This window comes from Chitinophagaceae bacterium, assembly GCA_016717285.1.
GTDB lineage: Bacteria > Bacteroidota > Bacteroidia > Chitinophagales > UBA10324 > JACCZZ01.
In genome coordinates this window covers 145885-158695 of the sequence record JADKFU010000002.1, presented here as the reverse complement: position 1 = coordinate 158695, position 12811 = coordinate 145885, and the positions used below count along the sequence as shown (strand labels likewise).

12 protein-coding genes and 1 pseudogene are annotated in these 12811 nt (G+C 35.7%); 11 read left to right on the top strand and 2 right to left on the bottom strand.

Translation table 11 applies throughout. The features are described from left to right. Positions 1 to 200 precede the first annotated feature (200 nt). From IPO83_03895 to IPO83_03870, 6 genes and pseudogenes are all read left to right on the top strand, one after another. On the top strand, positions 201 to 533 hold the full coding sequence (locus IPO83_03895) for a hypothetical protein (protein MBK9730423.1): 333 nt from the start codon (positions 201 to 203) through the stop codon (positions 531 to 533). A gap of 860 nt (positions 534 to 1393) precedes the next feature. After that, a complete protein-coding gene (locus IPO83_03890; protein MBK9730422.1) occupies positions 1394 to 2104 on the top strand; it encodes a hypothetical protein in 711 nt (236 codons plus the stop codon). A gap of 68 nt (positions 2105 to 2172) precedes the next feature. After that, a complete protein-coding gene (locus IPO83_03885; protein ID MBK9730421.1) occupies positions 2173 to 3993 on the top strand; it encodes a hypothetical protein in 1821 nt (606 codons plus the stop codon). A 40-nt stretch (positions 3994 to 4033) separates the two neighbouring features. Continuing rightward, a complete protein-coding gene (locus tag IPO83_03880; GenBank protein MBK9730420.1) occupies positions 4034 to 4558 on the top strand; it encodes a hypothetical protein in 525 nt (174 codons plus the stop codon). Beyond that, positions 4555 to 6147 (top strand): hypothetical protein, encoded by a 1593-nt coding sequence (locus IPO83_03875; protein ID MBK9730419.1) that lies wholly within the window; start codon positions 4555 to 4557, stop codon positions 6145 to 6147. Before IPO83_03880 ends, IPO83_03875 begins: the two co-directional genes overlap by 4 nt. A gap of 64 nt (positions 6148 to 6211) precedes the next feature. Continuing rightward, positions 6212 to 7223 (top strand): annotated as a pseudogene (locus IPO83_03870) (IS3 family transposase). A 615-nt stretch (positions 7224 to 7838) separates the two neighbouring features. On the opposite strand, the gene IPO83_03865 reads toward IPO83_03870, so the two are convergent. After that, positions 7839 to 8270, bottom strand: a complete 432-nt coding sequence (locus tag IPO83_03865) for a hypothetical protein (GenBank protein MBK9730418.1) — start codon at positions 8268 to 8270, stop codon at positions 7839 to 7841. A 75-nt stretch (positions 8271 to 8345) separates the two neighbouring features. Then, complete coding sequence (locus IPO83_03860) at positions 8346 to 8738, bottom strand: hypothetical protein (protein ID MBK9730417.1); 393 nt, start codon at positions 8736 to 8738, stop codon at positions 8346 to 8348. A 105-nt stretch (positions 8739 to 8843) separates the two neighbouring features. Here IPO83_03860 and speB point away from each other — a divergent pair, with 105 nt between their 5' ends. The 5 genes from speB to IPO83_03835 all read left to right on the top strand — a co-directional run bounded on the left by speB (position 8844) and on the right by IPO83_03835 (position 12804). Beyond that, positions 8844 to 9665: an agmatinase gene (gene speB, locus IPO83_03855; GenBank protein MBK9730416.1), complete on the top strand. Its 822-nt coding sequence runs from the start codon at positions 8844 to 8846 to the stop codon at positions 9663 to 9665. Between the two features lie 528 nt (positions 9666 to 10193). Continuing rightward, positions 10194 to 11168, top strand: a complete 975-nt coding sequence (locus IPO83_03850; GenBank protein ID MBK9730415.1) for a hypothetical protein — start codon at positions 10194 to 10196, stop codon at positions 11166 to 11168. Beyond that, complete coding sequence (locus IPO83_03845; protein ID MBK9730414.1) at positions 11155 to 11508, top strand: hypothetical protein; 354 nt, start codon at positions 11155 to 11157, stop codon at positions 11506 to 11508. Before IPO83_03850 ends, IPO83_03845 begins: the two co-directional genes overlap by 14 nt. 4 nt (positions 11509 to 11512) lie before the next feature. Further along, positions 11513 to 12085, top strand: a complete 573-nt coding sequence (locus IPO83_03840) for a thiamine pyrophosphate-binding protein (protein ID MBK9730413.1) — start codon at positions 11513 to 11515, stop codon at positions 12083 to 12085. Next, positions 12082 to 12804, top strand: coding sequence for a thiamine pyrophosphate-binding protein (locus tag IPO83_03835; protein ID MBK9730412.1), 723 nt, complete (start codon positions 12082 to 12084; stop codon positions 12802 to 12804). The genes IPO83_03840 and IPO83_03835 overlap by 4 nt, the downstream gene beginning before the upstream one ends. The last annotated feature ends 7 nt before the right edge of the window (positions 12805 to 12811 follow it).

The following is a 12811-nucleotide window of genomic DNA, read 5'->3' as shown; positions in this document are numbered from 1 at the left end:
TCCATAGCAGACGAGAAGAATTCTTATCATTTCAAACACCACAATCTCTGATCTAAAAAAATTCTAAAAAACTTTTATATTATTGAATAACATATTTATATAATCTTATCTTAGTAACGAAAAAATTGGTTTTTGCTATTTCAATCCCTGATTTCAGTGATACAATAATTGCCTGATTTCAGTGATGCAGCAATGTCACCATGAAATTAATTTTGTCGGGTACTGATTCCATGCCTGAACAAAACTTTAAGAGAAGGGTCAGAAGTTTCGAGCACATGAAAACTCTCTCCGAAAATAATACAAAGAAGTTCAAAGAAATTATTGATCTCCTTAGTGAGAAGAAGGTGGAAAAACTATACTTCCTCATTGGCCCTGAGAAATTTTCATTTGCTGCCCTTCGACACTTTATTCGTGATGAGAAAATTAAGAATGCAATTAAAGACGGTTTACCGCGTCAAAAGATTGCAACTACATATGGGGTTTCCAAAATGACCGTTTACAGGCATCTGAAAAATGGGAAGAAAAAAAAGTAACAGATTGTCAGGAAATGTTACAAATTCTTTTTGATTTTGTCTGCCCAATAGTTAAAATAATAGATTTATGTCCCCTAGTTATGAAGCCCGCTGGTTCATAAAATCATCAGAACCTACTCTTGAAGGGTGGTTTGCAACAAAAAGAGTTGACTCAAAGAATTTAATTTTTTATCGGGATAAGACCTTTGAGCGCGTTGATTTTTACTTGGCTAGTCCAGCAATGCACCAATTGGGGATAAAGTTAAGGTAAAGCAATATAGAAATTAAGCACCGTTTGGAAGATTCAGTTGAACCAATGATGAATATTCCAGGAAGGGTCGAAATCTAGCAAAAGCTAATTTCTTCAAAAGTAACGGATGATGATAGGATAGCGTCCAAGGAAAGACTTGGTTTCAAATATCGCTTTGACCATCCTTCTCAAGTTTCCGAAGTTTCAATTGATGACAAAACGCTTTTCGAAGGTTGCCAGGTTGAGTATACACGTTTTGAAGTAAGCAACAAGGAGTATTATACGTTTGACTTTGAATATTTCAGTACCTCAGAACAGCAAAAACAGAATTTTCAAAGGGTGCTGAACTGTCAAGTAAGATTAGCAAAGATGAAGAGGATCTGCAAACAAGAAAAAAGAAATTAATGAGCACGAACTACGTCGTGAAAATGCAGTAAGTACTTACCGGCGGCATGGATGAAAAACGTGTCTATTTATATAGGAATAAAAATTAACTCTTTTGAATAATGGTTTGAATTGAATCTTTTGTTTGGAAATCGCAGTCTCAAATGAAAACAAAAAATAATATAGGGATCAATTCACTTCCGGATTTCGACATACCAAGAACCTTCAAAATACAAAAATCAGCCTTATGAAGTACGAACAATTCGATCCAACAGCAAATTGTAACCCTGTGTTGCCATTAAATTCGATTACAAATCGAATGAGTTTCTATCAGATTAATTTATTTGATCTAAAAATTGAAGTTGAACAATATAAAGAAGATGGGTCTGTGATAAACAAAAATGAAATAGGCAAAGCAAAGTACTACAGGCTAGGATTGCCCTTGGCATTGCTTTTTCCCGAATTGAAAGATTCTAACTATTTAAAGGAATATAAGTCGAAAGAAATTGAACCTTTTTGCCTTGGGATTGAGAATATTTACTTGCCCACATCTGCTCCCGAGAAGAAAGCGAAGGAGCCTACCTTAATATTAGTATATATAGAAGATTTAATAACCAAACGGGTAACATTAAATAAGGGTGATTTCATTGAGTTGGACTTAAGCCAAGTTAATCTAATCCGTCGAAATGGTGAAATAATAATCAGGAAAGAGGAAGAATATTATCTATTAAGGTTTGCAGGGAAAAGGTCAATAGCTGCCGACAAAACAGATGCAAAAACGGGTACAATTCATACGAAATTAGGTGAACATAAAATTTCTGAGGGAGAATTTAAAAATCTAATTTTAAAAGGTACGATACCAATTAGGTATGAAACAACAAATATTAATATAGAATTGAAAGCTGACTCCTTCCAAATGATAGGGATCCGCTTAATTTCCCAGGTCAACAATTATTAACAGGCATAAAGGAAAAGGGAAACACATCCGAACTTTCCGATGAAAACTATAAAAAGGCATTAGAATTTTTGTTTAGTGATAAAAGGTGTCCTATTGAGGGGGGAGGAAATCATTTTACTTTGCCTTATTTATCTATTGAAGATTATGATTTAATATTTTCTTATGTGAAAGTTGATGTTCGATTTATATTAATTAGTGAGGATGTCATGCTGAAAAGAAAGCAACAACGGTTTTTTGATATATTTAATGACGTAATTTCAGGATCGATTTTTGGTCATAATCCCGGCACTACTTGGTTAACAGCTGAATTATATCAAGAGTGCTTAATGGTTTTATTAAGTGACGCAAGATCATCTGTTAAGAATTTAGGCACAAGGTCATTAGAAGGTTTAGTTGCAAGATATCCTTTTTTTGATAAAGTATTTTTAGAGTTTAGAAAGGATAGAAGATATAAAACTACAATAGAAAGTTTAGAAAAATTAAGAGAGGGAGAAAAGCCAAGCGATCCGCCAGATTATACAGTAGGACCCAAACTCCCAACATATCAGATTGGCATTTTCTCTAATTATGCCCAAACCTGGAACTTAATGGGATATTCTAGAGGCACTCTACTAAACTCAATAACGCTTGCTCCGCAAGAAGAATTAACTATAGAAGTATTTTCTTTCGATAAATTGAAGATAGAAGATGAAACGGTAACTGCAACCGAATTTGAGACAAATTCTGAGATCAGTTCTTTCGCAAAGGCCAGTGCACAAGTTGCAAATGAAAGTAGCCAGACTACCGGGGCTAATGCAGGAGTCGGTTTAGGGATTCCCATACCTGTGGGTACCATTCCAATCTCTGCAAGCATCAATGCCGATGTAAATACGGAAATAAAAAATAGCCTGCAGAATTCTGTGGACCTAATTCATGAAACGACAAGAAAAAGCATTGAGAAGATTAAATCCACTACTCAAGTTAAAATTGTACAAACTCATGAGATCGGAGAAGAAACTCGTACAACCAGAAAAATTCGGAATCCAAATCAGTCGCGAACCGTTACCTATAACTATTATGAAGTTTTGGAAAATTATTCCGTAACAACCAAGCTTGAAAAATGTAAGCGTTTCTGTGTTCTGGTAAAAAATCCACCCTTTAAAATCGACGAGTACTTTATATTAGCGTATGAAGATAGACTGAAAAAGGCTTTGATGACTTCTCTATATAAGGATGGATTCGAAGCAGCTAGGAAGATTATAGCTCAAGATTGGTTTGATAAAGTCTCATCAATTAAACCAGAAATAGAAAAAGCAAAAAATGATAATGCAAGCAAGGAAAACAATATTAAGTCTTTAATTGTCCAAACTGCTACTCAGCTAAAAGATTGCTTGCAAAAGTTCATTCAAGTGGATGTCGACAAAGCTCTACGCGTTATGGCCGACAATGTTAACCCTTTCGTTGGTGAGGATGATAAGCCTTCTGCAAGACAGCTTTCAAAGGCTGATGCTGATTTTGGTTTATTTATGTTCTGGTCAAAGTTTAAACTTGTCTATCCAGGTGTTGATTTAAAAGCTGCGGATTATGTCGACTTTTTTGCTGCTAATCCAAACCCCTCTGACGATGATGCTTTCAGACAGATGGAAACATTATTAGCAGGTTTGGATGATGAGTGGCTCACAAACCTTAAAACATTGGGAGCTTCTATCCTGTTCGACCTCGTGGCGGTAATTATTACAGTAACAAGCTTTCCTATACTACTACCCTTTGCGCATATGATAGCTTTTTATGATAATAATAATGGATTACCGAAGCTTATAGAAAAATCAAAAAACAATTGCTTCAGTTTCAATCCCAAACCGAAATTCAGATACCGAATGCTCCCGGAGGAATTGAACCTCCAGCCATAATACCTGGATCCGGCCCCCTCAGATTTTTACATTACAAGAGTTGGCCTTAGTACAAGCAGACTTCAAGAAACTAATTCTTCATATTCAGGCGAATAAAAACTATTATATAAATAGTATCCTACTTTATGAAGACACCAGTGATCGTCTAATTCGATTAAAGGCACATGGACTTTTAGACTATGTAGAAAATGAATTATTAGGATTTACGGGCGACTTTTCTGTTTTTCCTTTAAATATTGAAAATTTAGACGCTTCGACCAAAAGATCTTTGCTCTTGAAGTTTTCTCAGTTTAATCCTGATGATGAAAAGCTTGGTCCTTCAATTAAAGAAAAAGCTGAAGAGTTTAATCTTCCCACAAGTGGTGTTTACATAGAATCGATTTTAGGTAAGTGTGATGCTTTAGAACCTTACCTTCTGGAAAGACGAGAAATAGAAAAGGAGATGGCGAAAATTCAAAATAACATTGCTGCAGAAAAATTGAATCAATTGAAAAAGGAAACTGAACGAATGCAGAAAAGGCTTGAGTCCGACCAGTTAAGCAATCCTAATCTTGATTTGAAATGAATATCGGGAATGTTAGTGAATTTATTTCAAACAAAACTCAAGAAGTTGACCTTGATAGTTTCGATAGTTCTTTCAAGTTCACAGATGCTGAAAACCCTGAAGGGCCATTTAAAATTACTGCTGTTGAATTAGCAAACTCTTCAGTTGAATTACCTAACTTTTTAATGGGTGATGACAAGACTGTGTATAAAGTAGGTCATAACCAATTGGGTGATATTACTTTGTATAAGGATGTAGATGTAGTAATTGCAGACATAGATGAATTCCAAGAGTCGATCACAACAGGTAATTTAATTGGACTAAATAAAGAGGAGTTATTGAGCTATTTAAAGCAGTTGTTGGTCCTGGCAGAACTGAATTGTTATTACACTAGTCTTGGCGCTCGGCTACACAAAGAAGCAGTTCAGGATGCAGTTGACATTGTTCAATTCAAGAAAATTGAATTTACAAATGCTAAATTAAATGAGATAGACTGGACAGGAATAGTACTTGTAATTGTTGTCACTGTATTCTTTGAATTGGGAATAATAGGGGCAATTGCAGGGACAATTTTTGGATCCCTGTCTTCAAGAATGTTCAATTCCATATTGTATAAGCTTGGTAAGGGAATGATAGAGAGGAATAAGAAATCAGCCTTAAAAATTGTAAATGGTAATATTGAAAGATTAGAGAAATCAATTGAAATATTAACAGAATCCAAATTCCTAAAGCTCCAGGAAATATTGAAACGGAATAAAGGTAGAAAAGAACTATCTCGCGGTCAAAAAGGAAAAATCCAAGCTTTCTCTAGGCAAATTGAAATAGAAAATGAAGAGCTTATTAATCAACGGAAAGCTATTGATGATCTCATAAGCTCAAAAGAGCTAATGCCCGATTTAATTAAAAGAGGCAAAGAAATCTGGGATAGAAAGCTCGATAATTTGAAGCCTGATAAAAGAGCTATAATCAAAGATCCAACAGAGGTGATTGCAGGGGAAACTATAAAGGCAAGTCCACCATCAAGCAGTATAGGTCAAGGCAAAATTCCCATGGAAATATATCTAAAAACTTACTTTCAAAATTTTTTTGAATCGGATGTATTAATTGCTGAACGCAGTGTTCTGTTGATTAAAAAACTCATTGCAAAAATTGAACTTTTTGAAGAATTTCCGGAACAATTACAAGATATAGTTAATGATATGTCAATTTGCTTTGATTTTGAGGCAGCTAACAAATCATTTGAAATATTTTTCAATGAGTCATTTAAGTATGAAATAGAAAAAGAAAATATTACGAAAGAATTTGAGTTTTTAATGTGGAGCCTGATTCACTTATACGGGAATTTTACCAAATCTACTTTAACTGGGCCCTCGCAAACCTCTAAAGATCTTGATATGTTTAAAAAAGTCACCGTAGAATTCCCTTTCAGTACAAATGAAGAATACTATTTTAAGGAAAGATTTAATATGAATAGGATTGTTCTCTTTGAAGAAATGACAAAAGTGATTATGAAATTTAAGGCCGAAGGAGAATTTGTTAATAATGTTCTAGCAAAAGAAAAAGATATGAAAATATATCAAATTATTATTGACTCTAGGGTTAAAGAATAGCTTTGTAAACACCCTCAAAAACAGGACAGGTTGAAATTAGACTTTAAGCACTAATTTCAACATTATGAAAAGAGGAAAGTTTTCAGAGACACAAATTGTAAAAGCCCTTTAAGAAGAAGGAGCGGGTCGCAAAGCAGATGACATTTGCCGTGAGCTGGGCATTAGCCGTGCTACTTCTATAATTGGAAGAGTAAATATTCGGGGATGGAAGTAAGCCAGCTTAAAGAATTAAAAGAACTGCAGGAGGAAAACCGGAAACTCAAAGCGATGTATGCAGATCTCGCTCTTGATCACCTGATATTAAAGGAGATCATCGAAAAAAAGTTGTAGGGTTCTGCCGCAAACGGCAACTGGTGGAAGAAGTGAAAACCGACGCATCCATCAGCATGGTCAGAGCCTGTCGCATAGTTGGACTGTCGACGTCAGCTGCCTATTACAAAAGTTGTAAGGATGATAGTGAAGTGATCACTAAGCTGCAAAGCTTAGCTGAGAAACATCCCACAAGGGGATTTGGAGTGTATTATGGACGCATCCGCAATGAAGGAATAAAATGGAATCACAAACGGGTAAAGCGAGTCTATAATTTAATGGGACTTAACATTCGCCGCAAACACAAACGAAGATTACCGCATAGAGAGAAAATAGCATTAGAGCAACCTGAGGGAATCAACAAAAAATGGAGCATGGATTTATGAGTGACGCACTTACTGACGGAAGAAAGTTCCACACCTTTAACCTGATCGATGACTTTAACCGGGAAGTACTGGCTGTTGAAGCAGACACATCACTTCCTGCCAGGCGTGTAGTGCGAATATTGGAACGGGTTATCTGGGGAGAAAGGTAAACCAGAATCGATACGTGTAGATAATGGTCATGAATTTATCAGCCATACACTGGAATCATTCTGCAAAGAGCATGAAATACAACTTCAATTTATCAAACCCGGCAAACCCATGCAGAATGGATATGTAGAACGCTTCAACCGCACGTACCGTGAAGATATTTTAGATGCGTATCTGTTTGAAAGCATCAAAGAAGTGAGAACTCTCAGTGAAGAATGGATACAGGATTACAACCATTATCATCCGGACGGGTCGCTGCACGGCTATAGTCCAGTTAGCTATCGCCATGCTGTGGAAAGTGGAAAACTCGCTGCCCGCAATTACCCTGCGGAGTTTACCACATGCCACAGCAGTTTTAATAATAATACCAATGATCAGGTAAACATTTTAACTTCAAACATTCTTAACCCGCAAAAGTCTAGTTCAGACCTGTCCTAAAAATGGGGTGCTTACAAAGTATTAAGCCTGCGACAAAATTCTTACAAGTTTGTATTGGCTTAGTCCATCTTGATTGAGAGGATGTTGACAAGAAAAAACCATTAAATCGTTTCTTGCCGACAACTGGAAACTTTTAGAGACTGTTTGTTAGTTCAAGTACTAATTATCACAGATAAGGAGAATTGGCTAGGAATATCCCTTTCCTCTTGAAAATACTCTATTTTGGATAAAATATATAGTTAATTTTATTTATCAGGAATATCTTTTCAAGGAGGCAATTATTATTTTTTCAATGGTAATTTCATAAGGTTCTCCATTAAACTGATCCAATAAAGTCTTTGGACCAGGCCTTAAGTTGGAATTGCAATTCATCGATAATGAATACTTCCTTGTCGCTGTTAATGCGCATATCTATTCTTGCATAATCCTCAGTTTTAATATCCTGAATACCCTTGCTGCAATCTTTTTAACTTTTAAAACAGTCGCTCTATCTTCATTTAAAGGCATCGAATACAACTTTAATTTATCTCTTAATTTCTTATTGTTTTTAATTGGTTGAGAAAGGATACTCAGTCCTTGTGTTTGTTTTTCCAGTGGAAACACCACTTCCCTGGGATGATAAACACATAAATCGGCGCCGTTACCTACGATTGCTACGGTAACTTCTTTTCCCATAATAAAGGATTCTACAACAACGGAGTCGTATTGCTTTAGAAAAAGCTGCCGAATTATTCTTTGCAGTTGAGTGTGACTATTTACTATGTTCTTCAGGAAAATGCCGTCCGATCCACCTTCAAAATTTGGTTTAATGATTACTGGAAACTGCATTTCGGTTATTTTCATGCTGTCGTTGCGGAATATCTCACGGCAAATGGGTGCCTGTAAACCGTTTTGAATTAAAATATCCTTACTTATTTTTTATTCATGGTTAAAAATACCGGCACTGTCTGGTCCAGTATATCTTATACCGAGCATATCCAGTACTGCTGGGATAAAGAGCTCACCTTTTCTGTCATTTTTGTAATGCTGCACCATATTGAATACCAAGTCATATCGATGAGCCTTTAAATCCTCGATGAGTATTTCTATCGAATTTTTGAATGGAATGATTTGTACCTTGTAACCTAAAGTTCTTAAAGCGTCAGCAATATAAAATTCCATAATGTCATTTGACTTAGCCGTAAGGCCTAAATAGAGGGGGTCATTATTAAAAAAGCATTCATCATCTATTAACAGGCCGACCGTAATAGCATTTGCTTGCTTTGGTTTTTTCTGACTGTGTTTTCTAAAGTTCAATCCTTTTGTGCGCATGATTTGAGCTAGTGGACTTGAGATTTTATAATTTTCCTGCAAAATAAAATAAGTCTTTGTTCAGTAATCTTTTCTTCTGTATTTTAGATAGATAATAAGACGTTTATGAAAAAATGGAAAATCCTTGGCTTTCCTTATGAAGAGGGCACTTATTGGAGAAAGGGAACAAAATGGGGACCTTCAAAGATAAGAGAGCAGCTTTCTAAAATGAGGGAATACAGTGTTAATTCGGATAAATATATGCCCTTCGATTTAAATAGTATTGATGAAGGTGACATACTGTTGGATCCTTATTCAAAAAAAACCAGTTTAAAAAAAATAGAGGACGAAGTTGATATAGTTTTGAGTAAAGGAGTGCAATTAGTAAGTCTTGGGGGTGATCATTCAATCACTTTACCGATACTGCGTTCCTATCATAAAAAACATAGAGATTTCGGAATAATTCATCTTGATGCACACTCCGATACATTCGAACCAGTAAACGGGTACAAATATCACCATGGTGCATTTATCAAAAACGCAGTGGAAGAAGGTTTGGTCAATCCGCAAAATATTTATCAATTGGGTTTGAGGGGGCAGCTCCGGAAACCGGGATTTGAATTCGCAGAAAAGCAAATGATCAACCTTATAAAAATGGCTGAATTCAGGAAACTGGATTTTTCAATCGTGAAGAGATTAAGGAACAAATCCATACCTTACTATCTTTCAATAGATATTGATGTTGTGGATCCCGCTTTTGCACCGGGAACGGGTACACCTGTTCCAGGGGGAATGACGAGTTTTGAAATATTGGAACTAATGAAAGAAGTAAGCAATTTTAATATCATTGGGGCAGATATAGTCGAGGTAGCTCCGGTATATGATACGTCGGAAATAACAAGTCTTTTGGCCGCAAATATTTTATTTGAACTGCTTTGTAATCTATAAATATGGTAACAGGCTTTTCAGGGTTCATCAGCAAAAAAATATTTCATCCAAACCCTCCTGCTTTTAATAATCAAGATCATAAAAAATACCTGGAATTCTCTTTCGAAACCATAAACTTTTCGGAATATGGATTTCAGAAAGGGGTCATCAGATGACCTGTATCATTCAGATAGGGCCTTGTTTATGGTTATGGGCTATTGTTTTATATCTGAAAATAAGTCTGGAAGAAAGAAATTAGCGGGGATAGACATATTCTTATTGTGGGAAAAATTTGGACTGGATGTTTTCAAATTGTTAGAAGGTTCCTACTCGATCATTATTTGTCATGAGAGTACTTTGTATTTTGGATCAGGCAAAGTACCCGGCCCGGTGTTATATTATTCCAATAACGAAAATGGTAACTGCTATTTTTCTTCCGAAGTAAAATATTTTTTATGCGATATAGAAATAAAACCATTTAAAAAGCACAGCGAACGATTACTATTTTAAAACCAGAAAGAACCGTATTCAATCAGGTGGAGCGGGTGTATGCCGGAAGCTATTTGTTCTATAACAAAAGTTCAAATAAAAGCAATTCTGATTCCGTATTATTCAGTATTTAGATCAATTGATTGTCTTGCTGAAGAAAGAGCCAATGAGTTAATAAGTTCAGTACTGGAAAAAGTGATAAAATATCTGCCGATAAAGAATAAGCCGGCCTGTCTTATATCCGGTGGCGTGGATTCAAGCATTGTTGCAATTCTTGTTTCTAAAAACTTTGGTAAACCACAAACCCTTTCTTTAGGATTTCCAGATCATAACGAATTTCCGGAAGCATCGCGTTTTGCTAGATCGAGAAATTTTGATTATGATGAATATATTGTTAATGAAAACGAACTTGAACAATCTTTTATCGAAGTGATTTCCTGTGTGGAGCACTATCATTCTATCTATGTTGAATACCTGACGCCAGTTCATATTGGGAATAAAGTTTTGTTAAAGGATTTTGATTCCATTGTTTCAGGTTATGGTTCTGATATAATTTTTGGGGGCTTTGCAAAAAGAGGGAATAGCTTTTCTGATATATCAACACAAATAACAAGTGAATACAAAACCTCCTTGTGGTCAGCTGAAACGAGCATGGCGCTAGCAAATTTTTATAATAAAGAGATTTACTATCCCTACTATGATAGTGAGGTTATAGATCTCGCTTTTCGGATCTCAACGAATTTAAAATTTAAGAACAATATTGAGAAATACATTCTTCGTACTTCGTTTAAAGACGTATTACCTGCTGAAACGGCATGGAGAGAAAAAATAGGTATTCATCAAAGTTCGGGCACTGAAAATTATTTCTCCAGCATAGCAACATCTTTAGTGGGCAAAACACTTAAACGAGAACAACTAAGGGTTGTAAAGGACCGAATTGCATTTGAATGTCTTAAACTTTTAATGGAAAATAAAATACACCACTCATCTATAGACTTTTCTGAAATTAAACGCCGATTCAATGAAGTTATCTGAAGTATTATTAAGTGAATTTTTAAAAAGGGGTATCAGAAGAGTATTTGGTGTTCCTGGCAGAGAAAATAAATATATTTTTTTTAATGAGGTTCCGGAGATAGAATTCATCACCTGCCGTGTTGAATTCAACGCCGGAATAATGGCGGAATTTACAGGAAGGATGACGCGTCGTCCTCAGGTTTGCTTTGGAACCATGGGTCCCGGGGCTACAAATTTAGTAACAGCCGCAGCTTCCGCAATTCTTAATAATTCACCGCTGCTGATCATAACTGCCCAACTCGAATCCGATGACAGATTTTACAACCTGACACATCAGTGTGTGAATCAAAAAAATTTTTAGTGAGGTGACTAAATTCTCAGAAGAAGTCGAACATGCGAATGAGCTGGTGCCATTATTGGAAAAGGCATTTGACATAATAATGACAGAACCCCCGGGACCAGTCCATATTAGTATTCCAGTAGATCTGTATAATAAGGAGATAATATATCAAAAGCTGAGGAACATCAGCGAATTTCCTATACCGAAAATTATCAGGCTTTATGATCAGTTTACACCAGACGATCTTCAAAAAGCCCGGGATTTGATTGCTCATTCCAACTGTCCATTATGTTTAATAGGGCAGGAAGTAATAAGGCTGGATATACATGATGACGTTAGATCATTTTGCGAAGTTTTGAATATTCAGACTATTTCATCAGCGAATGCACAAGGTATATTTCCCCGGGAACATGATTTAAATTTAGGCTCAGCGAGTCCATATATGGAAGGGATTTTAGGTTATCCTGCACTGGAAGAAATCTTTAAGGATGTTGATTTACTTATTTGCATAGGATACCAGTATGCTGATGATTTACTACCCAAAATGTGGGCTTATGGGGAGGAAAAACAATCTTGCTTTTATCCGGCATTGAAATGAAGGAAATCGAAAGTAAGTTTAATCCTGACCTGAAATTAATTGGGCGTATCGAAATAATTCTGAAAGCACTTTTGATGGAAAAATATGAAAAGAAGGTTTTAAGGAGATTTTTAGGACTGCAAGAAAGATTTCAACTACTCTATAATTATGACGATGGATTAATAATGTCACCAATCAATATTATTAAATGTATTAATGAATATATAAATGCGGGCATTTTAATTTCTGATATTGGCTATTACAGACATCATACAATAATTTTTTCAGCACCCGAGACCCATCGTAGTTTTTTTACTGATTCCGGGTTATCCAGCTTTGGAAGCGGCTTGCCATCAGCTGCTGCAGCAAAGCTGATTGATAAAGATAGAAGAGTAGTGTTAGTTTGCGGGGACGGTGGGTTTCATTCCGGAAGTTGTGATCTGGAAACCCTGGTCAGAAATAAAATTCATATCATAATTGTGATCCTTAATAACTCAAGCTTCGAATTAATAAAATTATATCAAAAGCAGGGCAAGCCTGATATTTCAAATCAGAACATATTGAATTTTTCAAAAGTGGACTTTGCTTTAATTGCTGAAGCAAATGGCTGTACCGGAGTGAAAGTAAACTCTATTGAACACCTAAAAAACATACTGGAAAATTATAATGATGATTGCACGTTGGTACTTGATGTGCCTTTTAAGTATTCTGAGCAAGATACATTCAAAGAATCTTTTTGAAACAGGT

Coding starts and splice junctions, on each gene's coding strand:
- IPO83_03890 (MBK9730422.1), top strand. CDS start 1,394: ATGAAGTACGAACAATTCGATCCAACAGCAAATTGTAACCCTGTGTTG.
- IPO83_03875 (MBK9730419.1), top strand. CDS start 4,555: ATGAATATCGGGAATGTTAGTGAATTTATTTCAAACAAAACTCAAGAA.
- IPO83_03860 (MBK9730417.1), bottom strand. CDS start 8,738: ATGCGCACAAAAGGATTGAACTTTAGAAAACACAGTCAGAAAAAACCA.
- IPO83_03835 (MBK9730412.1), top strand. CDS start 12,082: ATGAAGGAAATCGAAAGTAAGTTTAATCCTGACCTGAAATTAATTGGG.
- IPO83_03850 (MBK9730415.1), top strand. CDS start 10,194: ATGCCGGAAGCTATTTGTTCTATAACAAAAGTTCAAATAAAAGCAATT.
- IPO83_03845 (MBK9730414.1), top strand. CDS start 11,155: ATGAAGTTATCTGAAGTATTATTAAGTGAATTTTTAAAAAGGGGTATC.
- speB (MBK9730416.1), top strand. CDS start 8,844: ATGAAAAAATGGAAAATCCTTGGCTTTCCTTATGAAGAGGGCACTTAT.
- IPO83_03865 (MBK9730418.1), bottom strand. CDS start 8,270: ATGAAAATAACCGAAATGCAGTTTCCAGTAATCATTAAACCAAATTTT.
- IPO83_03895 (MBK9730423.1), top strand. CDS start 201: ATGAAATTAATTTTGTCGGGTACTGATTCCATGCCTGAACAAAACTTT.